Origin of the sequence: Actinoplanes sp. GCM10030250 (genome assembly GCF_042666575.1) — a bacterium.
Classification (GTDB): Bacteria; Actinomycetota; Actinomycetes; order Mycobacteriales; family Micromonosporaceae; genus Actinoplanes.
This window is the reverse complement of sequence record NZ_JBHTDO010000018.1, coordinates 71,866-96,975: the sequence shown is the minus strand read 5'-3', so window position 1 is coordinate 96,975 and position 25,110 is coordinate 71,866. Positions and strand designations below refer to the sequence as shown.

At 71.2% G+C, this 25,110-nt stretch carries 21 protein-coding genes and 1 pseudogene; 19 read left to right on the top strand and 3 right to left on the bottom strand.

Going from position 1 to position 25,110, the window contains the following annotated elements; translation table 11 throughout:
- The first annotated feature begins 3 nt into the window (after nt 1-3).
- The 4 genes from ACFQV6_RS23000 (at nt 4) to ACFQV6_RS22985 (ending at nt 3,711) form a co-directional block, all read left to right on the top strand.
- Complete coding sequence (locus tag ACFQV6_RS23000) at nt 4-831, top strand: ABC transporter permease (protein WP_378029611.1); 828 nt, start codon at nt 4-6, stop codon at nt 829-831.
- On the top strand, nt 828-1,889 hold the full coding sequence (locus ACFQV6_RS22995) for an ABC transporter ATP-binding protein (RefSeq protein ID WP_378029610.1): 1,062 nt from the start codon (nt 828-830) through the stop codon (nt 1,887-1,889). Before ACFQV6_RS23000 ends, ACFQV6_RS22995 begins: the two co-directional genes overlap by 4 nt.
- A 143-nt stretch (nt 1,890-2,032) precedes the next feature.
- Nucleotides 2,033-2,965, top strand: a complete 933-nt coding sequence (locus ACFQV6_RS22990; protein WP_378029609.1) for an ATP-binding cassette domain-containing protein — start codon at nt 2,033-2,035, stop codon at nt 2,963-2,965.
- Nucleotides 2,962-3,711, top strand: coding sequence for an ABC transporter permease (locus ACFQV6_RS22985; RefSeq protein ID WP_378029608.1), 750 nt, complete (start codon nt 2,962-2,964; stop codon nt 3,709-3,711). The genes ACFQV6_RS22990 and ACFQV6_RS22985 overlap by 4 nt, the downstream gene beginning before the upstream one ends.
- On the opposite strand, the gene ACFQV6_RS22980 is transcribed toward ACFQV6_RS22985, so the two are convergent.
- Both ACFQV6_RS22980 and ACFQV6_RS22975 read right to left on the bottom strand, forming a co-directional pair.
- Nucleotides 3,695-6,823 (bottom strand): BTAD domain-containing putative transcriptional regulator, encoded by a 3,129-nt coding sequence (locus ACFQV6_RS22980; RefSeq protein ID WP_378029607.1) that lies wholly within the window; start codon nt 6,821-6,823, stop codon nt 3,695-3,697. The genes ACFQV6_RS22985 and ACFQV6_RS22980 overlap by 17 nt on opposite strands.
- A 56-nt stretch (nt 6,824-6,879) precedes the next feature.
- Nucleotides 6,880-9,162, bottom strand: coding sequence for a putative bifunctional diguanylate cyclase/phosphodiesterase (locus tag ACFQV6_RS22975; protein ID WP_378029606.1), 2,283 nt, complete (start codon nt 9,160-9,162; stop codon nt 6,880-6,882).
- Nucleotides 9,163-9,411: 249 nt separating this feature from the next.
- On the opposite strand from ACFQV6_RS22975, the gene ACFQV6_RS22970 reads away from it, so the two are divergent.
- The 10 genes and pseudogenes from ACFQV6_RS22970 to ACFQV6_RS22925 all read left to right on the top strand — a co-directional run bounded on the left by ACFQV6_RS22970 (nt 9,412) and on the right by ACFQV6_RS22925 (nt 19,698).
- Nucleotides 9,412-10,455 (top strand): NAD(P)-dependent alcohol dehydrogenase, encoded by a 1,044-nt coding sequence (locus ACFQV6_RS22970; RefSeq protein ID WP_378029692.1) that lies wholly within the window; start codon nt 9,412-9,414, stop codon nt 10,453-10,455.
- 202 nt (nt 10,456-10,657) lie between these two features.
- On the top strand, nt 10,658-11,857 hold the full coding sequence (gene hppD / locus ACFQV6_RS22965; protein ID WP_378029691.1) for a 4-hydroxyphenylpyruvate dioxygenase: 1,200 nt from the start codon (nt 10,658-10,660) through the stop codon (nt 11,855-11,857).
- A 42-nt stretch (nt 11,858-11,899) separates the two neighbouring features.
- The gene (locus ACFQV6_RS22960; RefSeq protein ID WP_378029605.1) at nt 11,900-13,105 is read left to right on the top strand and encodes a homogentisate 1,2-dioxygenase; all 1,206 of its coding nucleotides are present in this window, start codon (nt 11,900-11,902) and stop codon (nt 13,103-13,105) included.
- Entirely contained in the window at nt 13,102-13,866 is a 765-nt protein-coding gene (locus ACFQV6_RS22955; RefSeq protein ID WP_378029604.1) for a hypothetical protein, read from the top strand. The genes ACFQV6_RS22960 and ACFQV6_RS22955 overlap by 4 nt, the downstream gene beginning before the upstream one ends.
- A gap of 95 nt (nt 13,867-13,961) precedes the next feature.
- Nucleotides 13,962-15,176: pseudogene (gene fahA / locus ACFQV6_RS22950) on the top strand (fumarylacetoacetase); the annotation flags it as partial.
- 88 nt (nt 15,177-15,264) lie between these two features.
- A complete protein-coding gene (locus tag ACFQV6_RS22945) occupies nt 15,265-16,296 on the top strand; it encodes a hypothetical protein (RefSeq protein ID WP_378029603.1) in 1,032 nt (343 codons plus the stop codon).
- Nucleotides 16,297-16,358: 62 nt separating this feature from the next.
- Nucleotides 16,359-16,979: a TetR/AcrR family transcriptional regulator gene (locus ACFQV6_RS22940; protein ID WP_378029602.1), complete on the top strand. Its 621-nt coding sequence runs from the start codon at nt 16,359-16,361 to the stop codon at nt 16,977-16,979.
- A gap of 128 nt (nt 16,980-17,107) precedes the next feature.
- Nucleotides 17,108-18,607 carry an FAD-dependent monooxygenase gene (locus ACFQV6_RS22935; RefSeq protein ID WP_378029601.1) on the top strand — a complete coding sequence of 500 codons (1,500 nt, stop codon included), beginning with the start codon at nt 17,108-17,110 and terminating at the stop codon, nt 18,605-18,607.
- A 64-nt stretch (nt 18,608-18,671) separates the two neighbouring features.
- Complete coding sequence (locus ACFQV6_RS22930; protein WP_378029600.1) at nt 18,672-18,881, top strand: hypothetical protein; 210 nt, start codon at nt 18,672-18,674, stop codon at nt 18,879-18,881.
- 22 nt (nt 18,882-18,903) lie between these two features.
- Nucleotides 18,904-19,698: a hypothetical protein gene (locus tag ACFQV6_RS22925; RefSeq protein ID WP_378029599.1), complete on the top strand. Its 795-nt coding sequence runs from the start codon at nt 18,904-18,906 to the stop codon at nt 19,696-19,698.
- Nucleotides 19,699-19,709: 11 nt separating this feature from the next.
- On the opposite strand, the gene ACFQV6_RS22920 is transcribed toward ACFQV6_RS22925, so the two are convergent.
- A complete protein-coding gene (locus tag ACFQV6_RS22920) occupies nt 19,710-20,213 on the bottom strand; it encodes a DinB family protein (RefSeq protein WP_378029598.1) in 504 nt (167 codons plus the stop codon).
- Between the two features lie 231 nt (nt 20,214-20,444).
- Between ACFQV6_RS22920 and ACFQV6_RS22915 the strand changes: the two genes are divergently transcribed.
- The 5 genes from ACFQV6_RS22915 (at nt 20,445) to ACFQV6_RS22895 (ending at nt 25,082) form a co-directional block, all read left to right on the top strand.
- Nucleotides 20,445-20,828, top strand: coding sequence for a peptidase inhibitor family I36 protein (locus ACFQV6_RS22915; RefSeq protein WP_378029597.1), 384 nt, complete (start codon nt 20,445-20,447; stop codon nt 20,826-20,828).
- A 134-nt stretch (nt 20,829-20,962) separates the two neighbouring features.
- Nucleotides 20,963-21,865 carry a hypothetical protein gene (locus tag ACFQV6_RS22910; RefSeq protein WP_378029596.1) on the top strand — a complete coding sequence of 301 codons (903 nt, stop codon included), beginning with the start codon at nt 20,963-20,965 and terminating at the stop codon, nt 21,863-21,865.
- Nucleotides 21,866-21,896: 31 nt separating this feature from the next.
- Complete coding sequence (locus tag ACFQV6_RS22905; protein WP_378029595.1) at nt 21,897-23,156, top strand: peptidoglycan-binding protein; 1,260 nt, start codon at nt 21,897-21,899, stop codon at nt 23,154-23,156.
- Nucleotides 23,153-23,854 carry an ABC transporter ATP-binding protein gene (locus ACFQV6_RS22900; protein WP_378029594.1) on the top strand — a complete coding sequence of 234 codons (702 nt, stop codon included), beginning with the start codon at nt 23,153-23,155 and terminating at the stop codon, nt 23,852-23,854. Before ACFQV6_RS22905 ends, ACFQV6_RS22900 begins: the two co-directional genes overlap by 4 nt.
- Nucleotides 23,847-25,082, top strand: a complete 1,236-nt coding sequence (locus tag ACFQV6_RS22895) for an ABC transporter permease (protein WP_378029593.1) — start codon at nt 23,847-23,849, stop codon at nt 25,080-25,082. The genes ACFQV6_RS22900 and ACFQV6_RS22895 overlap by 8 nt, the downstream gene beginning before the upstream one ends.
- Nucleotides 25,083-25,110 lie beyond the last annotated feature (28 nt).

Genomic DNA, 25,110 nt, shown 5'->3' with positions numbered 1-25,110 from the left:
GCCGTGCGGAGTTCCGGGGAGGCCGTGCGGAAGAGGAGGCCGCGGACAACGGCTCGGGTACCCGTACCCCTGCTTCTGCCTGCTCTTGTTGGTTTGATCTTCCTGGTTCTGCCGCTGGCCGGCCTGCTCGCCCGCACGCCCTGGTCGACGCTGCCGCAGCGGCTCACCGAACCCGGTGTGGTCACCGCGCTGCGTCTGTCGCTGCTCACCTCGACCGTCGCCACGGTGGTCTGCCTGGCCGTCGGCGTGCCCCTCGCCTGGCTGCTGGCCCGCGTCGAGTTCCCCGGCCGGCGCGTGGTCCGGGCCCTGATCACCGTTCCGCTGGTGCTGCCGCCGGTGGTCGGTGGCATCGCGCTGCTGCTGGCGCTCGGACGGCGCGGCCTGGTCGGGCAGTGGCTGGACAGCACGTTCGGGATCACGCTGCCGTTCACCACGGCCGGTGTGGTGATCGCGGAGGCCTTCGTCGCCCTGCCGTTCCTGGTGATCGCCGTCGAGGGTGCGCTGCGCGGCGCCGACACCCGGTACGAGGAGGCCGCGGCCACCCTGGGCGCGACCCGCTGGACCAGCTTCACGCATGTCACGCTGCCGCTGGTCGCGCCGGGGATCGCGGCCGGTGCGGTGCTGTGCTGGGCGCGGGCGCTGGGTGAGTTCGGCGCGACGATCACCTTCGCCGGTAACTATCCGGGTATCACGCAGACCATGCCGCTCGCTGTCTACCAGACCATGGAGAGCGGTGACCTGGAGGGCGCCGTGGTGCTCAGCCTGATCCTGCTGGTCGTCTCGGTCACCATCCTGGCCGGCCTCCGCGACCGCTGGCTGACAGCGCCGTGACCGATCTCGTTGATGCGCGCCTAGTTGTTCAGCGTGGAACATTCCTGCTGGACGTCGTGCTGCGCATCGCCCGCGGTGAGACGGTCGCGCTCCTCGGGCCGAACGGTGCCGGCAAGACCACCGCCCTGCGCGCGCTGGCCGGCCTCACCCCGCTCTCCGGCGGGCACCTCACCCTGGACGGGCGGGACCTGGACCGGCCGGACAGCCGGCTGTGGACACCGCCGGAGGAGCGCCCGGTCGGTGTGGTCTTCCAGGACTACCTGTTGTTCCCGCACCTGAGCGCCCGCGACAACGTCGCCTTCGGACCGCGCCGGCACGGTGTGGACCGGCGTACCGCCCACGCCACCGCCGATCGCTGGCTGGACCGGGTCGGTCTCACCGAGCACGGGCGGCGCAAACCCCGGCAGCTCTCCGGCGGGCAGGCGCAGCGGGTCGCGCTGGCCCGGGCGCTCGCCGTCGGACCCGCTCTGCTGCTGCTCGACGAGCCGCTGGCCGCGCTCGACGCGCGTACCCGGCTGGAGACGCGCGCCGAACTGCGCCGGCACCTGGCCGCCCACCCGGGCGCCACGCTGCTCGTCACCCACGACCCGCTCGACGCCCTGGTCCTCGCGGACCGTTTGATCATCATTGAACACGGCCGGGTGGTGCAGGAGGGCGACGCCTCCACGATCACCGCCCGGCCCCGCACCGACTACGTCGCCCAGTTGGTCGGGCTCAACCTCTACCGCGGCCGGGGAAGTGGCCACACTGTCGAGCTTGCCGACGGGTTCGCTCTGACCAGTACGGACACCGTGGAGGGTGCGGCGTTCGTGGCGTTCCCGCCGTCGGCGGTCGCCCTGCACGTGCGTCAGCCGGACGGTAGCCCGCGTAACACGTGGCCGGCTGTCCTCGCGGATCTGCAGCAGCACGGCGACAACCTGCGGGTACGCCTCGACGGGCCGATCACGGTGGCCGCCGACATCACGCCGGCCGCGGCCGCCCAGCTGCAGCTGGAACCGGGCCGGGAATTGTGGGTGGCGGTGAAGGCGACCGAGACCCGCGCCTACCCCGCGGAGTAGTGACGGCGAACAGGACCGCGGCCTGGCCGATGATGCCCATCTTCATGATCGCTCCAGCATCGCAGTCGCGGGTGGGCGCGGTGGCGGCGGGCGTGTCAGAGGCGTGACAGGGGAGTGTCAGAGCGGGCCGTGATCGTGAGCGCATGACAGGTTCAGCGATTGAGGTTTCCGGCCTGCGGAAGGCATTCGGTACCAAGACCGTGCTCGACGGTATCGACCTGACGGTTCCGTCCGGCACGATCTTCTCCCTGCTCGGCCCGAACGGGGCCGGCAAGACCACGACAGTGCACGTGCTGTCCACACTGATGAAGGCCGACGCCGGCACGGTACGCGTCGCCGGGCACGACGTGGCCACCGAGGCCCGGGCGGTGCGGGCGCGGATCGGGGTGACCGGCCAGTTCGCGGCGGTCGACGAGCTGCTGACCGGCCAGGAGAACCTCCAGCTGATGGCGGACCTGCAGCGGACCGGCTCGGCCGGGCTGATCGCCGGGCTGCTGGAGCGTTTCGACCTGGCGGGTGCCGCGCAGAAGCCGGTGTCGACCTACTCCGGCGGCATGCGCCGGAAGCTGGACCTGGCCATGACGCTCGTCGGCGACCCGCGGATCATCTTCCTGGACGAGCCGACGACCGGCCTGGACCCGCGCAGCCGCCGCACGATGTGGGAGATCATCCGCGAGCTGGTGGCCGGCGGGGTGACCGTCTTCCTGACCACGCAGTACCTCGAGGAGGCCGACCAGCTCGCCGACCGGATCGCGGTCCTCGATCAGGGCCGGCTGGTCGCACAGGGCACCCCGGGTGAGCTGAAACGGCAGATCCCCGGCACCCACGTCCGGCTGCGGTTCGCCACCGCCGGCGAGCTGGCCACGGCCGTGCGGCTCTTCCCGGAGTCCACCCCGGACGACGAGAGCCTGACCCTGAACGTGCCCAGCGACGCCGGGACGAGGTCCCTGCGGGCCCTGCTGGACCGGCTCGACGAGCACGCGCTCGGCGCCGAGGAGTTCTCGGTGCACACCCCGAACCTCGACGACGTTTTCCTGGCCCTGACCGGCCGTACCACGGAGGTGGACGCGAAATGAGCACCCAACCGCACTCGCTGGTGATGCTTCGCCGCAACTTCAAGCACATCGCCCGGAACCCGACGTCGGTGTTCAACGCCGTCCTGATGCCGATCGTGATGATGCTGATGTTCGTGTACGTCTTCGGTGACGCGTTCGACGTCGGCGTGGACTACATCGACTACGCGACACCGGGGCTGATGCTGCTGGCCGTCTGTTACGGGCTCGGCGCCGTCGCGACGTCGGTGAACTCCGACATGACCAAGGGCATCATCAACCGGTTCAAGGTGATGGACGTGTCCCGGGGTGCCGTACTGACCGGCCATGTCGTCGCCAGCGTACTGACCAACGTGATCGCCATCGCCGCCCTGGTCGGTGTGGCGTTCGCGCTCGGGTTCGACCCGGCCGCGAGTTTCCTCGACTGGCTGGGTGTGGCGGGCATCGTCGTGCTGCTCGGTGTCGCGGCCGGCTGGTTCACCATCGCGCTGGGTCTGGCGGCCAAGTCTCCGGAGACGGCGGGCATGGCCGCGGTGCCGCTGGTCATGCTGCCGTTCTTCAGCAGCGCCATCGTGCCGGCCGAGAAGATGGGCGCGGGCGTCCGGCAGTTCGCCGAGTACCAGCCGTTCACCCCGATCATCGAGACCCTGCGCGGCTTCCTCAACGGCTCGCCGGCCACCGGTGACCTGATCGCGGCCCTCGCCTGGTGCACCGGGATCGCGGTCGTCGGTTACCTGTGGGCATCGGCCACCTTCAAGAAGCGAGCGTGACCCCGGCCAGCTGACTCCAGCCTGCCTCAGCGCCCTCCCGAGCCGCCTCGGCGAACCCCGTGTCGCCGAGGCGGCGCCGTGCTGCCTGCTCGATCCGGTCCACGTCCGGGTGGGAACGGTCCCGCAGGCCGCACACCGCTGCACTCGCCGCCAGCAGCCGGGCGGCCTGCTCGTACTGCTCCTGGCGCAGCGCGAGATCGGCGACACCGACGAGGACCTGCGCGACCAGCGGTGCGTGTCCGGCCTCGGTGGCCGCCTCGTACGCCGCGACGCGGTGCTGCCGCGCCTCGCTGAGATCCTCGGCGAGATAGCCGAGGAGGTCGGTGATGTACCCGCGGACGCTCGCACCCGCCTTCTCGCCGAGCAGGGCCGTCGCGGCGCCGAGCTGCCGGCGGGCCTCCTCGGTGTCGCCGGCCCACCGGGCGAGCTGCGCCTTCGACAGGGCCAGCTCGGCGAGCGAGTCGGGCCAGGTGACGCGATCCGCGTACCGTTGCGCCTCCGCGATCGCGGCCCGGCTTGCCTCCTCGTCGCCCAGCAGCCGGTGGAGCTGGGCCTGCCGCGACCGGATCGGGATGACGTCCTCGAGGGCGCCGACCTCGGTCAGAGCGGTGATCGCTTGGTCATAATAGGCGCACGCAGCGGCGAACTCGCCCCGGGTGGCAACGCGTTCGGCCAGCTCGGTCAGCGCGAAGTAGATCCCGAACCGTTCGCCCAGTGCCCGGAACTCGGCGAGCGCCATCTCCAAGTAGGCGTCCGCGTCCCGGCCGGCGTGGCCGAGCATGATCCGCATCTTGCCCAGGTGCAGCCGGGCCAGTGCGCGCACCCACGGATCCTGGTCGGCGAGCAGCGGCTCCCACGCGGGCAGGAAGGCGTCCGGCTCCCGCAGCATGCGCTCCAGCGGGACCACCAGGCCCAGAATCGGATTGGTGGAGCCGCTGCGGCGGGCCAGCCGGTACGCCTGGTGAATCCACTCCGCCGCCTGGCGGGCGTCGGCCCGGCCGGATCCGGCGAAGAGCACCACGAGCGCGTACACGATGGCCTTGATCTCGTCGTTGACCTCGCCCGGTGTCTCGGTGGCGGCGAGGATCAGTTCGATGCCCTCGGCCTTGCGCCCGCTGAGCCACCAGTACCAGCCGGCCGCCGCCGCCAGCCGCATCGCGGCATGTGCCTCGCCCGCCGCCAGCGCGCCCCGCATCGCCGCACCGATGTTGTCGTGCTCGGCCTCCAGCGCGGCCAGCCACCGCAGCTGCTCGGCACGGCGCAGGTGCGGCTCGGCGGTCTCGGCGAACGCGGTGAAGTAGGCGAGGTGCGCCTGCCGGGCCAGGTCCGTCTCACCCGCCTCGGCCAGCCGGAGCCGGGCGTACTCCAGAATCGTGCCGAGCATCAGGTAGCGCGGTACGCCGTCGCCCGCGGGAACCAGCAGCGACTTCTCGGTGAGCGAGGTGAGCAGCTCGAGCACGTCCTCCGGCGCGACGCCGTCGCCGGCGCACACCTGCTCGGCGGCGTCCAGGCTCGCCCCGCCGGAGAAGGCCGAGAGCCGCCGCAGCACCACCCGCTCGGCTTCGGTGAGCAGCTCCCAGCTCCAGTCGACCATCGCCCGCAGGGTCCGGTGCCGCGGCAGGGCGGTACGGCTGCCGCCGGTCAGCAGCCGGAAGCGGTCGTCGAGCCGGTGCGCCAGCTGATCGAGCGACATGGTGCGCAGGCGGGCCGCGGCCAGCTCGATGGCCAGCGGCATCCCGTCCAGCGCCCGGCAGACCCGCACGATGGTCGCCGACGTCGCGGCGTCCCGCGCGAGGTCCTTGCGGACCGCGCCGGCCCGGTCGCGCAGCAACCGTACGGCCGGCGAGGACTCGATCTCCGCGGGCCCGGCGTCGCGTCCCGGCACGGCCAGCGGCTCCACCGGCCACAGCGCCTCACCGGTGATGCCGAGCGGCTCCCTACTGGTCGCCAGGATCCGCAGGCGGTGGCACTCGCCGAGGACCCGGTGGGCGAACGCCGCCGCGGCCTCGATCACGTGCTCGCAGTTGTCCAGGATCAGCAGCGCGTCCCGGTCGCGGATCGCCGCGATGAGCCGGTCGGTCAGTTCGGCGCCCGGCGCGCCACTGAGCAGGGCGTCCCGCAGGCCGAGCCCGGTGATCGTCGCCTGGGCCACGTCACCGTCGGCGCCGATCGGGGCGAGCTCCACCAGCCAGGCACCGTCCGGCAGGTCGCCGAGCAGCGTGCGCCCGGCCTCGGTGGCCAGCCTCGTCTTGCCCGAGCCGCCCGGCCCGATCAGCGTGGTGAGCCGATGCCCGGCGACCAGCTCACAGACCGCGTCCACGTCCGAGCCCTTGCCGATGTAGCTGGTCAGCTCCGCCCGCAGGTTGGTCCTGCGCTCCCGCGGCCGGCGGCCCTGATCACCGCGCAACAGCGCGACGTGCAGGGCCGACAACTCCGGCGACGGATCGGCGCCCAGGGTGTCGGCCAGGGCCTCCCGCGTCCGCTGGTAGAGCTGCAGCGCCTCGTTGCCGCGGCCGGCCGCGGCCAGGGCGCGCATCAGAGCGGCGACCAGGCGTTCGCGCACCGGATGGGCGGCGACCAGGCCGGTCAGCTCGGTGATCAGCTCCGGCCCGGACTCCGCCTCGAAGCGATCCTCCAGGGCGCTGACCCGCAGGGCGTCGAGCCGGGTGACGGCCGCGCCGAGGGCCGTGCTGTCGGGCAGCCCGGCGTCCTGCATCGCGGTTCCCCGCCACAGGGCGAGGGCCTCGCGCAGCAGCCGCACCCGCTCCGGGTCGCCGCCGCCGCGGACCTGGCTCGCGGTGACGAGGCGCTCGAAACGTACGGCGTCCACGGCGTCCGGCGAAACGGCGAGGCGGTAGCCGTCGGTGTGGCCCTCGACGGAGCCGCCGGGCAGCGCCTTGCGCAGCCGGGAGACCAGCCGGTGCAGGGCGTTCGTGGCGTCGGCGGGCGGGCTCTCACCCCAGATCCAGTCGACGAGCGTGGACTTGGGCACCACCCGGCCCGGTTCGAGGGCGAGGGCGATGAGCAGGCCGCGCAGGCGGGCGCCGGGTACGTCGGCGAGGGCGCCGTCGTCCGTACGGACCTCGAACGGCCCGAGCATCCCGATCTGCACGCGAGAGATCCTGCCATGGACGCCGGATACCGGTGGTCACGCATCGGGACGGGCCGCTACGCCACCGGGGTGGGCACGGTGCGCTCGCTGGTGAAGACCGCCTCGAAGGCGTCGGCGGACATCGGGCGGCCGAAGTGGTAGCCCTGGGCCAGGCGGTAGCCGACGTCGTACAGGCGCTCGGCCTGGTCGGCGGTCTCCACGCCCTCCGCGACGGCGTCGATGCCGAAGTCCGTGGTGAAGCCGATGATGTTCTTGACGATGATGGCGCCGGCCTGTCCGGCGGTGTCGCCGCTGACGAAGGACTTGTCGACCTTGAGGACGTCGACCGGGCAGGTGAGCAGCAGGCTGAGCGAGGAGTGGCCGGTGCCGAAGTCGTCGAGGGCGATGCGCAGGCCCAGCGCCTTGAGGCGGTGCAGCTGCTCGACGGCGGTGTCCGCGTTGAGGACGGCGGTCTCGGTCACCTCGATCAGCAGGCGGCTGGTGTCGGCGCCGGTGGAGCACAGGGTGGCGGCCACGCTGTCGACGAAGCCGGGGTCGGCGAGCTGGCGGGCGGAGACGTTGACGCTGATGCGGGCCGGTGCGGCGGTACCGAAGCGGTGGGTCCAGTCGGCGCTCTGGCGGCAGGCCTGCTCGAGGACCCAGGCGCCGAGCTCGTGGATGACGCCGATGCGCTCGGCGATCGGGATGAACACGTCCGGAGGTACGAGGCCCCGCTCGGGGTGCTGCCAGCGCAGCAGAGCCTCGGCGCCGGCCGGAACACCGGCGGGCAGGCTCACGATCGGCTGGTAGAGCACGAAGAACTGGTCGCTGTCCAGAGCCCGGCGCAGGTCCGCGCCGAGCCGGGCGGTGTCGTCGGCGGCCTGGTCCATGCACGGGTCGAACCACTGCCAGCGGTGGCCGCCGGCGGCCTTCGCGTCGTACATGGCCACGTCGGCGCGGCGCAGCAGCTCGGCAGGGTCGTCGCCGGTGTGGGCTGCGGTGATGCCGAGGCTGGCTCCGGTGGTCAGGATGTTGCCGTCCAGGTGTGCGGGCTGCTCGACGGCGTGGAGCAGCCGCTGGAACAGCGCATCCGGGTCGTCGGTGTCGCCGGTGACCAGGATCAGCGCGAACTCGTCGCCGCCGAGACGGGCCACCGTGCCGTTGCCGCCGAGGGCCGCGGTGAGGCGCCGGCTCGTCTCCTGGATGAGCTGGTCGCCGATGCGGTGGCCGAGCCGGTCGTTGACGGCCTTGAAGTCGTCTAGGTCCAGCAGGGCGACGTGGAACGCGCTGCCGTCGGCGAGGAGCCGCTCCGCGTGCTGCTCGAACAGGGCGCGGTTGCCGGCGTCGGTGAGGCTGTCGTGGGTCGCCTGGTGGGTGAGCCGGTCCTGCAGGCGCTGGTTGTCGCGGAGCGCGATGACCTGCCGGAGCACCACGAGCGCGGTGAGGGCCACGACGATGGCCTCCATGGTCCGCGTCTGGGCGGGGTCGCCGATGTCGGTGGTGAGCAGCAGGAGGTCGGCGATGGCCACGGCGAGGTACGGGACCACGCTGATGCGCCGCCGGGCGGAACGTGGCCGCGGCTCCCGGTTGCCGGCGCGCTGCTGGCTGACGGCGGCGAGATGGACGCTGAACGCGGCAAGCGGGACGGAGACCAGGCTGGTGGACAGGTACGGCCGGTCGATCAGCAGCGGGGAGAGGCTTCCGAAGCCGCCGCTCGCGGCGCTGCCGATGGCCAGGATGTAGATGGCGCGGCGGTCGAGGCGCCCGGCACCGGCGAAGGCGACCTTGACGAAGGTGGCCATCGACACGAACGCCACCGCGGTGATCGCCAGCATCGCGCCGGCGCCGCCGGTCTGGGTGGCCCATTGCTGGTGGTTGCGCAGCGAGAAGTGCCAGACGAGCCCGCCGACGGTGAGCAGCACGATGCCGGCGTCGATGCCGAAGCGGCTCCAGTCACTGCGGCTGCGCTGCCAGGAGGGCAGGCGCAGCAGCGCCCACATCACCAGACCGAGGACCGAGACGTACGCGGCGAGCGTGACCGCGCCGATCCGCTGGGAGGGTGCCGGCCCGCCGGTGGCGTCGACGATGTTGGCGACGATACCGGCGGTCAGAAGCGCGCTCGCGACCGTCATGTGCCGCCAGAACCGGCGGGTGCCGGCGTCGAGTTCGGTCTGCCGGCTCGCCGTCCAGCAGGCGTGCCCGCCGAGGATCGAGGTCACCGGCAGCGGCAGCCATCCCAGCAGCGGATGAGCCCAGACGTGGACGAGACCGGCGGCCACCCAGGCGGCGCTGAGCAGCACCATGGCCGCGGTGACGAGCAGCAGCCAGGTGCTGCGGTTCGCTAGCGGCAGGCGCGGCACGTCGGCGTCTCCCCTGGTGGTGGGCGGTTCAGGTGGTTGCGGTATCGCAAGAAATTGTCGGCCGGATCGGCGCGGAGTTGAGCCGTTTTCATGGAGGCATGGCGGGAGAACGAGCGAGGGGTGTACCAGCAGTGCCTCGTAGGCCGGCGGATGGCGTCGTAACGTCGAAGGGCACCGGCCGGTAGCACGATTGCGACGGGTTCCTGTGGGAACCCTGTAACAGCTGAGTTCCAACCATCGGAGGACATCATTCTCACCGTCGCTGCCATCGCCGCGCCCTCTGCCACCGACCCGCTCGTCCGCACCACGGTCGAGCGGCGGGACCTGGGGCCGCGCGATGTCCTGATCGAAATCCGCTATGCCGGCATCTGCCACTCCGACATCCACACCGTGCGCGGTGAGTGGGGCGAGGTGGCCTACCCGCTGACCGTCGGACACGAGATCGTCGGCCGGGTCGCCGAGGCCGGTGCCGAGGTCACCCGGCACGCCGTCGGTGACCGGGTCGGTGTCGGCTGCATGGTCAACTCCTGCCGTGAGTGTGACAACTGCCGCGCGGGCCAGGAGCAGTACTGCTTGAAGGGCAACACCGGGACGTACGCGGGTGTCGACCGCGACGGCACGATCACCCAGGGCGGCTACTCGACGCACGTCGTCGTGGACGAGGACTTCGTGCTGCGGGTGCCCGAGTCGATCCCGTACGAGGCGGCCGCTCCGCTGCTGTGCGCCGGCATCACCACCTATTCGCCGCTGGCGCACTGGAAGGCCGGCCCGGGTAAGAAGGTCGCCGTCGTCGGGCTGGGCGGTCTCGGTCACATGGGCGTCAAGCTCGCCGTCGCCATGGGTGCCGAGGTCACCGTGCTGTCGCAGACGCTCGGCAAGAAGGACGACGGGCTGGGCTTCGGTGCCGAGCACTACTACGCCACCAAGGACCCGGCGACGTTCGAGGCGCTGAAGAACAGCTTCGACCTGATCCTGAACACGGTCAGCGCGCCGATCGACATGGCCGCCTACCTGGGCCTGCTGCGGCTCGACGGTGCGCTGGTCAGCGTGGGCGCCCCGCCGGAGCCGCTGGCGGTGCCGGTGTTCTCGCTGTTCAGCAACCGCCGGACGTTCGCCGGTTCCAGCATCGGCGGCATCGCCGAGACCCAGGAGATGCTCGACTTCTGCGCCGAGCGGGGCATCGCGCCCGAGGTCGAGGTGATCGGCGCCGACCAGGTGAACGACGCGTACGAGCGGGTGCTCTCCTCGGACGTGCGGTACCGCTTCGTCATCGACATCGACACTCTGCGCTGACACCCGGCACGTCGAATGCGGCCTCACCCGGCTCGGGTGAGGCCGCTGCCGTCAGTGGGCAGGTTGTCCAGCGTGGGCCCCCTTCGGGGAGGCGATCTGAGCAAACTGCCCGGCGAAAACTGTGCGTGTTGTGCAGCACAGCGGCTTCGCCAAAGCTGGACCTCGTCAGCCGCCCAGCTGAGGGGAGACCAGCACCATGTCCATCAATGACACGCTCACCAACGAGGAGCGGCTCGCCGAGCTCGACCTCGACACGCTCAAGCAGCTCGTCGGCCTCGTCGAGTACGACTCGGGCAGCGACCCGTTCCCGGTCACCGGGTGGGACGCGATCGTGTGGGCCGTCGGGAACGCCACGCAGACCGCGCACTTCTTCCAGTCGGCGTTCGGGATGGAACTGGTCGCCTACTCGGGGCCGGAGACCGGCAACCGGGACCACGTGTCGTTCGTGCTCAAGAGCGGCGCGGTCCGGTTCGTGATCCAGGGTGGTGTCGACCCGGACAGCCCGATCATCGGCCACCACGCCCGGCACGGTGACGGCATCACCGACATCGCCCTCGCGGTACCGGACGTCGACAAGTGCGTCGAGCACGCCCGGGCGCAGGGTGCCACCGTCCTGGTCGAGCCGCACGACATCTCCGACGAGCACGGCACCGTCCGGATGGCATCCATCGCGGCGTACGGCGACACCCGGCACACCCTCGTCAACCGCGACCACTACACCGGCCCCTACCTGCCCGGATACGTGGTGCGCACCTCCTCGTTCCGCAAGCGTGACGGCGCGCCGAAGCGGGTCTTCCAGGCGCTCGACCACATCGTCGGCAACGTCGAGCTCGGCAACATGGACGAGTGGGTCGACTTCTACAACCGGGTCATGGGCTTCACGAACATGGCCGAGTTCATCGGTGACGACATCGCCACCGACTACTCGGCTCTGATGAGCAAGGTCGTGGCCTCCGGCAACCACCGGGTCAAGTTCCCGCTCAACGAGCCGGCCATGGGCAAGAAGAAGTCGCAGATCGACGAGTACCTGGAGTTCTACCGCGGCCCGGGCGCCCAGCACCTGGCGCTGGCCACCAACGACATCCTGCGCACCGTCGACGTGCTCCGCGAGGAGGGCATCGAGTTCCTCAACACGCCGGACTCGTACTACGAGGACCCCGAGCTGCGGGCCCGCATCGGCGAGGTCCGGGTGCCGATCGAGGAGCTGCAGAAGCGCGGCATCCTGGTCGACCGCGACGAGGACGGCTATCTGCTGCAGATCTTCACCAAGCCGATCGGTGACCGGCCTACGGTGTTCTTCGAGTTCATCGAGCGGCACGGCTCGCTGGGCTTCGGCAAGGGAAACTTCAAGGCCCTGTTCGAGGCGATCGAGCGCGAGCAGGAGCGGCGCGGCAACTTCTGACCGGGACGACGACGTGACGAGGGCGCTTCCAGGGAGGTATTGATGGCGCACTACCAGCGGGCCGGCAGCATCCCGGCCAAACGGCACACGCAACATCGCGACCCCGGCGGCGCCCTCTACTACGAGGAGCTGATGGGGGAGGAGGGCTTCTCCTCCGACTCGTCGCTGCTCTATCACCGGCACGTCCCCTCGGCGGTGGTCGGTGCCCGCGTCTGGCAGCTGCCGGACCAGGCGACCGTCTCCAACCACCCGCTGCTGCCCCGGCACCTGAAGCTGCATCAGCTGTTCGAGGGCCAGGAGTGGAAGTCCTGCGACGCGGTTCGTGACCGCCGGCTCGTGCTGGGCAACGCCGACGTGCGGATCAACTACGTCGTGGCGGGCACGCCGTCGCCGCTCTACCGCAACGCCACCGGCGACGAGTGCGCCTACGTCGAGGCCGGCAGCGGGACCGTGGAGACGGTCTTCGGTGACCTGGAGGTGGCGAGCGGCGACTACGTGATCATCCCGCGGGCGACCACGCACCGCTGGGTGCCGTCCGGCGGCGAGCCGCTGCGGCTCTACGTCGTCGAGGCCAACGGCCACATCGCCCCGCCGAAGCGGTACCTGTCCCGGTACGGCCAGTTCCTGGAGCACGCGCCCTACTGCGAGCGCGACCTGCGCCTTCCGGGCGCTCCGCGGCTGGTCGACGAGCAGGACGCCGAGGTCTACATCAAGCACCGGGGTGACGGGCCCGCGGGACTGGCCGGCTCGGTGCACGTGACACCGCACCACCCGTTCGACGTGGTGGGCTGGGACGGCTGCCTCTATCCGTACGCGTTCAACATCGCCGACTTCGAGCCGATCACCGGCCGCGTACACCAGCCGCCGCCGGTGCACCAGGTCTTCGAGGGCACCAACTTCGTGATCTGCAACTTCGTCCCCCGCAAGGTCGACTACCACCCCCTCGCGGTGCCGGTCCCGTATTACCACTCCAACGTCGACAGCGACGAGGTGATGTTCTACGTCGGCGGCGACTACGAGGCGCGCAAGGGCTCCGGGATCAACGTCGGCTCCGTCTCGCTGCACCCCGGCGGCTATCCGCACGGCCCGCAGCCGGCCGCGATCGAGGCCAGCCTGGGCGCGGAGAGCTTCGAGGAACTCGCCGTCATGGTCGACACGTTCCGGCCGCTGGGCCTGGGCGAGGCCGGTCAGGTGAGCGACGACGGCGTCTACGCGTGGACCTGGGCCGGCCGCGGACCGCGCTCGTGACCACCCTGTTCCGCGGCCTGTTCGACGACGCGGCGATCTTCCCGCCCGGCAACGTACCGCTGCCCGAGGCCGTGGCGGCGCACCGCAAGCGCCAGTCGTCGCCGGTCGCGCCGCTGCTCGGCCCGTTCGTGTGCGCGTCGGCGCGCTGGGACGACCTGGTGGAGGCTGCCGACGGTGGGCCCCCGCTGGCGGTGTCGCTGATCCTTCCCGGTCCCGACGCCGAGATCCCCACGGCGCCGCAGATCGACGTGGTCGCCCTCGAGGTGCCGGGTGGCGCGCCGGGCGGCGCGATTCCCACCTATGTGGAGCTTCCCTGCGGGGAGATCACCGTGCCCCGGGCGGCGGCTCTGGCCGGTGACGGCCTCCGGATCAAGATCAGGACCGGAGGGGTACGGCCGGAAGCGTTCCCGGCGGAGCCGGACCTGGCCGGCGCCCTGTGGTCGGCGGTCCGCAGCGGCATCGCGTTCAAACTCACCGCGGGCCTGCACGACCCCGTTCGCCACCGTGATCCGGTGACCGGTTTTGAGCATCACGGCTTCCTGAACGTGCTGCTGGCGACCGCCCGGGCACTGCAGGGCTACGACATCGAGCGGACGCTCGCCGACCAGGACGCGGAGCGGGTGGCGCGGGCGGTCGCCGCCATCGACGAGCCGCTCGCCAAGTCGGTACGGCACCACTTCGTCAGCTTCGGCACCTGCAGCATCAGCGAGCCGGTCAACGGTCTGCTGCATCACGGCCTACTCCCGGAGGAACTGCGTTGACCAGTGTCACACCCGCGGCTGCGACTTCAGGGGCTGTCACTCCCGCGGCTGTCACTCCCGCGGCTGTCACTTCAGCGGCTGTCACTCCCGCGGCCTGGCTCGGGGTCGCGGTGGACCATCCGTTCGGCGCCGGCACCCTGCCGTACGGGGTGTTCAGCACCGCCGCGGCACCGGACCGGCGGGTGGGTGTGGCGATCGGGGAGATGATCCTCGACCTTGCTCCGGCCGTCCAGGATCTGGCTCCTGACCTGGCGCGGCACGTCGCCGGACCGTCGCTCGACACCCTGCTGGCCGCCGGGCCGCAGGCGTGGGCGGCGGTGCGCGCGGCAGTGACCGACTGGCTGACCGATTCCGCCCACCGCGATCGGGTTGAACCGCACCTGCTTCCGGCGCGCGGCGCCGTGCTGCACCTGCCGTTCACGGTCGCCGACTACGTCGACTTCTACGCGTCCGAGCAGCACGCGACGAACCTGGGCAAGATGTTCCGGCCCGGCCAGGATCCGCTGACGCCGAACTGGAAGCACCTGCCGATCGGCTATCACGGGCGCGCGGGCACGGTGATCGTTTCCGGCAGCGAGGTGGTACGCCCCTCGGGCCAGCGCCGCAGCCCCGACGGGGAGATCACTTTCGGTCCGTCGCAGCGTCTCGACATCGAGGCCGAACTGGGGTTCGTGGTCGGAACCTCCTCGGCGCTGGGCCGCCCGGTGGGTCTCGGCGCGTTCGACGAGCACGTCTTCGGGGTGTGCCTGGTCAACGACTGGTCCGCCCGGGACATCCAGGCCTGGGAATATGTGCCGCTCGGGCCGTTCCTCGGCAAGTCGTTCGCGACGTCGGTCTCGCCGTGGGTGGTGCCGCTGGCCGCACTCCAAGCGGCCCGGGTGGCGCCGCCGGCTCGCACCGAGCCGTTGCAGCCCTACCTCGACGACGCGCGGACACCGCCGTGGGGCCTGGACGTCCACCTCGAGGTACGGCTCAACGGGCATGTCGTGTCGCGGCCGGAGTTCGCGGGCATGTACTGGACCGGCGCGCAGATGCTCGCCCATCTGACGGCGAACGGTGCGTCGCTGCGTACCGGTGACCTGTACGCGTCGGGGACGATCAGCGGTGAGCGGGTCGGCCAGCGGGGATCCCTGATCGAGCTGTCGTGGGGCGGCAAGGAGCCGTTGTCGCTGCCGGACGGCTCCACCAGGACGTTCCTCACCGACGGCGACGAAGTGGTGATCACCGCGACCGCACCCGGTGCGGGCGGCTCGGTGATCGGCCTGGGCGAGGTCCGTGGCCGCGTCCTGCCCGCCGCCGCCTTCCCCTGAACGGGACCGAGGCAGGACATCGTGGGAGCATTCCGAAGTCCTGGGCCTGCGCTCGGGCCGCCCGATCACCGGTCCGGAGGGGATGCTCGTGGCTGACGACGACGTGGCCTGGTACCAGCGGATGCTCGACGCGCAGCCGGACCTGAGCGACTTCCCGTGGTGCTGGACGGTCGTTCAGCCGGTGACCAAGCCGGTCAGCGTCGCGGAGGTCGTGCGGCGGCTCGGCGGGGATCCGGCCGACGTCGCGGAGGTGGCCGGATGGGACTTCGAGGAACCAGACGGAACAGTGCACCTGCGCCGGGTGGGACCCGCCGTGGTGATGGGCCAGACCGCCGGATGGGAAGGCACCCGCGACGAGGCCCTGCGCTGGTTGTCCGACGGCGCGTCCGTGCACAGCTCGTGGTGGAGCGATGCCAACGGGCGCAGCTCCGTGTCCTACGCCGCCTTCGGCCGGGTACTGACCCGGCTGGAGCACCTCGACGACGACGAGCCCACCGGCGTGCAGCCCACTGCCCTTGACGCGGACCGTGCAGCGCTGCGTGACGATCTGGGCTACCCGGCCCAGTTGGCCTTCGTGGAACGGCGCACCGGCATCAGGCTGGATCCCGCCTGGCTGGATGAGCCCCACGCCACCGTGGTCCTGCGCACGCCGGTCCCGGACGACCCCCAGCCGCCGGGCCTGTTCGGCTCGGCTGATCCCGACCTGGTGACCACGCTGCTGCTCGCCGGTGAGGCCACTCAGCGTGAGACGCTGCGGTGGCTTCTCGGCGTGCTCGCCGATGAGCAGGATCTCCGCGGTGAACCCGGGGCCGGCGCCGTGCTCGCCGTGCTCGCCGCGCTGTCGCGGGAGTGGCCGGCCGGCGAGGAACTGTCGGATCAGCTGCGGCTGCTGCGATCGCGGCTGCTGCAGAACGTCGACGCCAGCCCGGGGATGTCACCCGAGCGGCGACGGCACTACCACCGCATGCGCGCCGTCGAAGCGTTCACGGCGACGATGACCGGCGCCCGCGACCAATCCTGCCCGACGGACACCCTGTGGTACGCCCAGCAGGCATTCCAGCAGCGCTGGCCTGCCATCCGAGCAGAGGTGTGGCAGCGAGCCCGGCGTTCCGGCCGGTAGATCCCCGAAATTTGCGTGACACGCATCTTTGCGTGGCACGCAATCATTGCTAGTGTGGTGGCATGACGGGGTTGCGGGAGCGCAAGAAGGCCGAGACACGGGCGGCGCTCGGCTGGGCCGCGATCCACCTCGCCGCCGAGCGCGGTTACGACAACGTCCGCGTCGAGGACATCGCCGAGGCGGCCGGTGTCTCCCCGCGGACGTTCAACAACTACTTCTCCAGCAAGGCCGAGGCGATCGCCTCGCGCCATCTCGACCGCAGCCTGCGCACCGCGGCCGCGCTGCGCGAGCGCCCCGCCGGCGAGCCGCTCTGGGCGGCGCTCACCGCCGCTGCGCTGGAGCAGTTCACCAATGGCCCCGAGGTCGAGGCGATGCCCACTCCCGCACACGCCCAGTGGGTGGCCGGCGTTCGCGCCATGCTCGCCGAGCCCGCTCTGCACGGCGAGCAGCTGCGCGCCGTCGCGATCGCCCAGGCCGAGTTGTCCGCCGCCGTCGCCGAGCGCACCGGCACCGACCTCGCCACCGACATGTATCCGAGGCTCGTCGCGGCCGCCGCCAGTGCCGCCGTCGAGGTCGCCACGCAGCACTATCTCGACAGCGCCGAGCCGCCCACTCCGATCGAGCAACTCATCACCGACGCCCTTGCCCAGGTCGCCGCCGGTCTTCCAGCGCCGCCCCGCTGAAGCGCCGCACCGACCCTGGTTCCCGGTACTGCCTCACTCACGTCTCCAGCCGCGTCACACCCCGCGGCGGGCCGGCTGCGCGCCGCGCCCGCCGTGGCGATGGCGCACACCCCGAAGGGATCACGATCATGATCGATGTCCTGATCGCCGGAGCCGGGCCCAACGGCCTCATGCTCGCCTGCGAACTGGCCCTCGCCGGCGTCGACGCCGTCGTCCTCGAACGGCACGCCGCACCCACCGGCGAGCCCCGCGCCAACGGACTCGTGGGCCAGGTCGTCCGGCTGCTCGACCGGCGCGGCCTCTACGCGCGGCTCAGCGGGGAGAGCACCCCGCCGGCACCGCGGCCGGGCTTCGTCTTCGGCGCCTTCCCACTGGATTTGACGATGCTCGAGGAGAATCCGCACTACGTGCTCGGCGTACCGCAGGCCCAGCTCGAAGCCGGCCTCGCCGCCCGGGCGGCCGAGCTCGGTGTCGACGTGCGCCGCGGCCAGGAGGTCGTCGACCTCCGCCGGCGCCCCGACGCGGTCGAGGTCTGCCTCGCCGACGGTACGCAGCTCACCGCCCAGTTTCTCGTCGGCGCCGACGGTGGCCACAGTGCGGTGCGGCGCCTCGCCGGCATCGACTTCCCCGGCGTCACCAACGACCGGTCGGTCTCCCGCACCGCCACCGTGACGATCCCCGCGTCGTCGCTCGACCCCGATACCGGCGGCCTGCGCGTTCCCGGCTACGGCGTCGTCCCGCCGTTCCAGCACACCCGCACCGCGCGCGGCCTGATCGCCTGGGCCCCGTTCCCCGGCCGCCCGGCGATCCTGAGCACGACGGAGTGGCCTGACGCGCCCGCGAGCGACGAGACCCCGATGAGCCTGGCCGAGCTGAGCGCCAGCGTGACCCGGGTGCTCGGCGCCGGCGTCCCGGTCGGCGAGCCCGACGGCCCCGGCCTGCTGCGGCGGCTGACCGGCGGCAACACCCGCATCGCCGGCCGCTACCGCGCCGGCCGGGTGCTGCTGGTCGGTGACGCCGCGCACGTGCACCCGGCGATCGGCGGCCCCGGGCTCAACCTGGGCCTGCAGGACGCCGTCAACCTGGGCTGGAAACTCGCCGCCACGGTGCGCGGCTGGGCACCGCGGGGACTGCTCGACACGTACGAAACGGAGCGCCGCCCCGTCGCCGAACGGGTCGTCATGTCCACCCAGGCGCAGTCGGCGCTGATCGCACCCGGCGACGAGATCACCGGCCTGCGGGAACTCTTCGCCGAACTTCTGCGCAAGCCGGAGGTGACGGGGCACATCGCGGCGCTGATGTCCGGCGCGGACATCCGCTACCCCGCTGACCCGGCCGACCCCCTCGCCGGCCGCTGCGCCCCCGACGTGGTGGTGCACGGCGAGCACGGCCCGATCCGCCTCGCCGAGCTGACCCGCACCGCCCGGCCGCTGCTGCTGGACTCCACGGGCACCTACGCCGAGGTCGTCGCGCCGTGGAAAGACCGGGTCGACGTGGTCACCGGCCGGCTGGAGGGCACGACCGCGACCGCGTTGCTCGTACGCCCGGACTGCTTCGCCGCCTGGTCTGCCGGGGACGCCGGCACGCTGCGCGCGGCGCTCACCGAGCACTTCGGCCTTCCGCGATGACCGGAGCCACCCTCAGCGGGTGGCCAGTTGATGTCTCGGTGACTTCCGGCGTAATAATGTCGCGGTGAATCCGACAATGAAGTTGATCACTACGATGGCGCTCTTTGTCTCGAGGGAGATCAAACAGCACCTCACCTGGCACAACTCTGGCAGTAAACGCGTCGGCGCCGCCGGTCCGCCCGGCGATGCAGCGGCTGGCAGATATGTTGTGGACGCACGCCGGGCGAAAGGCGTGGTGATCGGTGACAACGCCACCCAGCACAACTCGTTCTGACGTACCTGTGCCGGCCGGCCCGGTGGCGAACGTCGACGCGCGCGAGGCCAAGGGTGTCCAACTCGGTGACGGCGCCGTGCAGCACAATCACTACGCCAAGTCGGGTGCGGCCCTCGGTGTAGCGGTAACCGTCGTAGCCGGTGCCATGGGTGTCACCTATATGTGGCGACACCGCGCGGATCCGGCGTCGCACTGCGCATCGCCGGGTTGTGTGTCGGTTGCTCCGGCAGCCATCAAAACGCCGACCGGTGCGCCCTTCGGACCGACTTCAGCCGTCGCGACCAGTCCCGGGCTGACGCCGACGACCGGAGGTCCTGTCTCCCGGACAGCGTCCACGCCCGGCAATGAATCGGCCGGTCCGGCAACTCAGCCGACGATTCAGCAGCCACCACCACCGCCGGAGCCCTCCGAGGCGTCGTCGTTGCGGGTGGTGGAGGCACCGGCTTTTGCCGCGCTCAAGGACGCCCGAGTGGGAACATGTCAGACCGGAGGGGGCCTGGGCCTGGCAGAGTCGGTGATGATCACACCGCCTGCCGACGGTTACGGAAGGGTGGAGTTCACGGTCCCTGACGGATTCGTGAAGATCACTGTGCGGGTGGGCGTGAGCGACGGCGCCGACACGGATCGGGAGGCCCGCACCAGGGCATTCGTCGAGGTCATCGGCGGCGAGAGAATCTTCGAGCCAGAGCAACTGACGTACGGAACGGCTCAGGATGTCAGCCTCGCCGTAGCCGGAGGTCAGAAGCTCCGCATGCAGGCGTCAGCCGGTGACAGACCCGAAGAAGTCTGTTTCCGCCAGCCCACCCTGCACCGTTGACGTGTGGTGTCTCAGTCCAGGTGAGTGGTGCCGTCGGTGAGTTCGCGGCTGATGTCGAGGTGGCCCGCGTGCCTCGCGGACTCCTGCAGAAGGTGCAGCAGCACCCAGGCCAGCGTCGGGCGGACCCCGGTGCCGAAATCGCGTGCGGCGACGTCCTTGGGATCGCCCCGTCGCAGTACGTCGACGGCGTGAGCCTGCTCGGCGCGGAAGAACTCGGTGATTCGCTCGGCCGTGTCGTCGGCCGTCACCTGCCATTCGAGCTCCGGGGAGCCGGGCCAGGTGAAGTCCACGTCCTCGCCCGCGAAGACGTGCCGGATCCAGAAGCGGCGCGTGGCGGCGGAGTGCTTCAGCAGGCCGAGGGCGGACCAGCCGGTCGGGACGGCCGATGCGGCCTGTTGCTCGAAGGGCAGCCCTTCCAGGCGGCGCGGCAGGACGCTGCCGAACCAATCGAAGTAGTCGACGGCCAGGGTGAAGGTGTCGGCCCGGTCGGCGGCGGGCTCACCGGCGAAAGGCATGGGACCAGCTTCCCCATCCGGCCGTCGAATCGCAATGGTTCTGACAGTCCATCGTGGACGTGACGTCGGTGGAGCAATTCCGGAGCATTGAGCTGCGCGAATGCCTGACGAGGCGGATCGGGTTGTTGATCGAGGGGTGGTGCGCTGCTACCGTCCGGGGCGACCAGACATCGACCTCAGCTGATGGCCGATAAGAGGTCGGCCACGCTGTGCATCCACGGGGAGTTGCTTGTGCTCAGCAGATTCGTCATGGCCGCATCCGCCACGGTTCTAGCAGTCGGCGTTTCCGGGTGGGTCGCCAGTCCCGCCTCCGCCGCCTGTTCGAGCCCCTACTTCTGCGCGTACCAGAACGAGGATCGTAGCGGCGGTGAGTACAAGTCCAACGGGGACAACGACACCTATCACGACGGTGACACGTTCGCGAACGGCTACCGGCTCTACGACGCGATCAGTTCCTACCGCAACATGAACGGGACGTACTGCTTCGTCATGACGACGGGCCACTACTTCACCGGAAGTGAGTGGGAGGCGTACCCGAACGAGTCGGTCAACTACATGATCGGCTACAACGACGTCGCCTCCTCGCACTTCAAGCTCGGCCCCTCGCAGTGCTGATCGAATCAGTGCTGATCGAATCAGTGCTGATCGAATCAGTGCTGACGGATCGTTCGTAATGCTGTAGAAAAGTTCAGGCTTACGTGATGGCCCTCCACATCGGAGGGCCATCACGCGTGTCGTCAGGAGATCGCATGCACGGGGGATTCAGGGCGGGCGCACTGCCCGCCGTTCTGGCACTTGCCGCGTTGTCGCTGGGCGCGTGCGCCGCCGGCGAGGCGGCTGACGAGGGCGGGGAGCCGCGGATCGAGGTCGTCGAGGTGGGTGATCTGCGGGCGTTCGCGCTGCCGCTCGACGAGCACAAGGCGTACGGGGTGTCCCGGCAGACCGTTCTGCAGGCCAACAAGCTGCTCTTCGAGAAGTGCATGAAGAAGTTCGGGTTCACGCCGCCCGCCGATCCGGCCGCCGACGCCGCCACGCCGAAGGTGCAGGGCATCGAGCGCCGGTACGGGCTGGCTGACGCGGCGTCCGCCAAGGGCTACGGCTACCACCTGCCCGCCGACGTCGAGTCACCCAAGCCGGCCGCTCCGTCGGGTGAGACGTCCGCCGCGTACGAGTCGGTGGCCGCCGGTGAGGGGCCCCGCACCTACGGCGGGCAGCCCGTTCCGGAGGGCGGCTGCGCGGGAGAGACCCGCCGCCGTCTCGCCGAGGGCACGCCGGAGGTGCCGGATCCGCGGCTGGGTGACCGGCTGCGCCAGGAGTCGTTCGACCGGGCCGAGGCCGACAGTCGGGTGCAGGACGTGTTCACGAAGTGGAGCGAGTGCATGCGCCGCTCCGGATTCGACTACGCGGACCCGGGCAAGGCCGTCAACGACCCCGCCTTCGTCACGGACAAGCCGACCGGCCGGGAGATCACCGTTGCCGTCGCCGACGTGGCCTGCAAGAAGGAGGTCAACCTGATCAACATCAGGGCTGCCGTGGAGGTCGCCTACCAGAAGCGCGCGTACGAGCAGAACTCCGAGGCGCTGACCGTGCTCCGCGAGTACTGGCAGGCCCATGCCCGCAACGCCGCGCAGGTTGTGGCGGAGGACCGTTGACCGGGCGTGGTGCCCGGGTGATGGGGGAGCGGTGAACCGCAGGGGCCGAGCCCTCGCGCTGATCGCCGCCGGTGCCGCGCTGGTGTCGGTCGGCGGGGTGGCCGGCGCCGCCTTCGTGAAGTCGCCCGCGCAGCAGCGGGCCGAGGCGCAGCCGCCGGACCGCACCGCCCTGACCAGTCCCGTGGAGAAACGGGTGCTGGCCTCCACGGTGGTGGTCCGCGGTCAGGTCGGCTCGGTGCGGCAGGTGCAGATGACGCCGGTCTCGGCGCAGCGGGCGAGCGCACTCGTGGTCACCGCGGTGAAGACCAGGGCCGGCGCGACGGTCCGGCCCGGCAAGATGCTGCTCTGCGTCTCCGGGCGGCCGCTGATCGCGCTGCAGGGAAAGGTTCCGGCCTATCGCGACCTGCGGCCCGGCGACGAGGGTGAGGACGTCGCGCAACTCCAGGCCGCGCTGCGCAAGCTGGAGTTCTACGGCGGCGGGGACGACAAGGGGCACTTCGGGGCGGCGACCAAACGGGCCGTGGAGAAACTCTACGACCGTGCCGGGTTCGCGCCCGCCACCACCGCTGGGGACGACGGGGCGGACGAGCGTGAGGCGCTGCGTGCCGCGCAGGACGCGGTCACCTCGGCCCAGGAGGCGGTTGCCGCGCGCCCGACAGCGCAGGCCAAGCGGGCCCTGCAACGGGCCCGCCAGGATCTGGCCGACCTGGTGGCCGAGACCGGGCCGATGGTGCCGTCGTCCGAGGTCCTGTTCCTGCCGGCGTTCCCCGCCACGGTCTCGAAGCTCGGCGCGGGTCTCGGGGATCCGGTCAAGGAACCGTTGATCACGGTGGCGACCGGCGATCTGGCGGTGACCGCGAAGGTGCCGCCGCAGGACGCCGAGGCGCTGCGGGAGGGCATGGCGGTCGGCCTGACCGCCGAGTCGCTGGGTGCCGACGCCGAAGGGGTGATCAGCGCGATCGGTGAGGTCACCGCGAAACCCGACGACGAGTCCGCGGCGCCGTTCGTCCCGATCACCGTCAAACCGGCCAAGGCTCTGGCCAGCACCTGGCACGGCCTCGACGTCCGGGTGACCGTCACCGCCGCCCGGTCCGAGGGGGAGGTGCTCGTCGTACCGCTGTCCGCGGTCAGCGCCGCCGCCGACGGCAGCACGGTGGTCACGGTCGCCGACGGTGACGGCGCCCAGCGGCGTGTCGAGGTCGACGCCGGGATCTCCGGTGACGGGTTCGTCGAGGTGGCGCCGGTGAACGGGCAGCTGGAACCCGGCGACCAGGTCGTGCTGAGTCAATGACCAGTGAGCCGATGATCAACACGCCGATGACCGATGCGGTGGTCGCGTTGCGGGGCGCCGGACTGACGTACCCCGGCCCCCAGCCGGTGAAAGCGCTGGCACCGACCGACCTCGCGGTCCGCGCGGGCGAGTTCGTCACCGTGGTCGGCCCGTCCGGGTCCGGTAAGTCCACGTTCCTGAACGTGGTCGGCCTGCTGGACCGGCCCACCTGCGGTACCTATCACCTGGACGGTGTGGACGCCGGCGGTCTCAAGGAGGCCGACCGGACGGCGCTGCGCGCGCGGCGGATCGGCTTCGTGTTCCAGACCTTCCACCTGCTGCCGTACCGCAGTGCGCTGGAGAACGTGACGCTGGCGCAGCTCTACACCGGGCTGCCGTCCGCGCGGCGCCACGCCAACGCCGCCGAGGCGCTGGAGCGGGTCGGGATGTCGCACCGGGCGCAGGCGCTGCCGACCACCCTGTCCGGCGGGGAACGGCAGCGGGTCGCGGTCGCCCGGGCGCTCGTCAACCGGCCCAGCCTGCTGCTGTGCGACGAGCCCACCGGAAACCTGGACAGCGCGACCGCCACGGTGGTGCTCGAACTGCTGACCGGCCTGCACGACGAGGGGTTCACCATCATCCTGATCACCCACGATCCGCAGGTCGCCGGGCGGGGGCAGCGTACGCTCACGATCCGCGACGGGATCGTCAGTGAGTAAGCCACCACGGGTCACCGAACCGTCGCGCCTGCCGTTGCGCGACCTGCTCGCCGAGTCGACAGCGGGAATGCTGCAACGCCCCGGCCGTTCGATGCTGACCATGCTCGGCACCGTGCTGGGCATCGGCGCGTTCGTGGCGGTCCTCGGCCTCACCGCGACCGCCAACGGCCAGATCGACAAGCGGTTCACCGAGCTCGCCGCCACCGAGGTGACCGTCGAGGACGCCGGTCCCGCCGAGCGGGGCGGTCCCGGAAGGCCGCCGATCAGCTTCCCCGCCGACGCCGAGCAGCGGGTCAAACGGATCGACGGCGTGACCGAGGCCGGCGTCTACTGGAAGCTGCCGCTGCAGGAGCCGTCCGTGACCGGCGTACCGGGTCTGCCCGGCGACGGCGGCGACATCCCGCTCTACGCGGCGGACCCCGGTGCGCTGGCGGCGGCACGCCCGGTGCTGCGGACCGGGCGCCTCTACGACGGTTTCCACAACGGGCGGGGCGAGCGGGTCGCCGTGGTCGGCGAGAGCGTGGCACGCAGGCTGCGCATCTCCCGCCCGGACCAGCACCCGGTGATCTTCATCAACGGCACCCCGTACACCGTCATGGGTGTGGTCGCCGATCTGAAGCGGCTGCCGGAACTGCTGCTCGGCATCACCATTCCGTCGGGGACGGCGCGTCCTGCCTACGGTCCGCCGCGGGAACCGGCGAAGATGCTGGTCGAGACCAGGGTGGGCGCCGCCGGGGTGGTCGCCGGGCAGGTCTCGCTCGCGCTGCGACCGGACGCTCCCGCGCAGTTCACGGTGGCCCAGCCGCTGGACCCGCGGAATCTGCGTGAGAGCGTCGCGTCCGACCTGGACTCGCTGCTCCTGCTGCTGGCCGGCATCAGCCTGGTGATCGGCGCGGTCGGCATCGCCAACACCACGTTCGTCGCGGTTCTGGAGCGCACCGGCGAGATCGGCCTGCGGCGGGCGCTGGGTGCCAGGCCACGGCACATCGCCCTGCAGTTCTGGACCGAATCCGCGATCGTCGGCACGGTCGGCGGTGTCCTCGGCACCAGCCTGGCGGTCATCGTCGTGGTCGGCACCGCGCTCGCCCGCGGCTGGACCGCGATCCTGGCCACCTGGATGGTGTTGCCCGCACCGCTGGCAGGCACCGTCGTGGGCCTGCTCGCCGGCCTCTATCCGGCCCTGCGCGCCGCCAGGATCGAGCCGATCGAGGCTTTGCGACGATCCTGACCGGCTGCGGAACCTGGGGAAGTTCCCG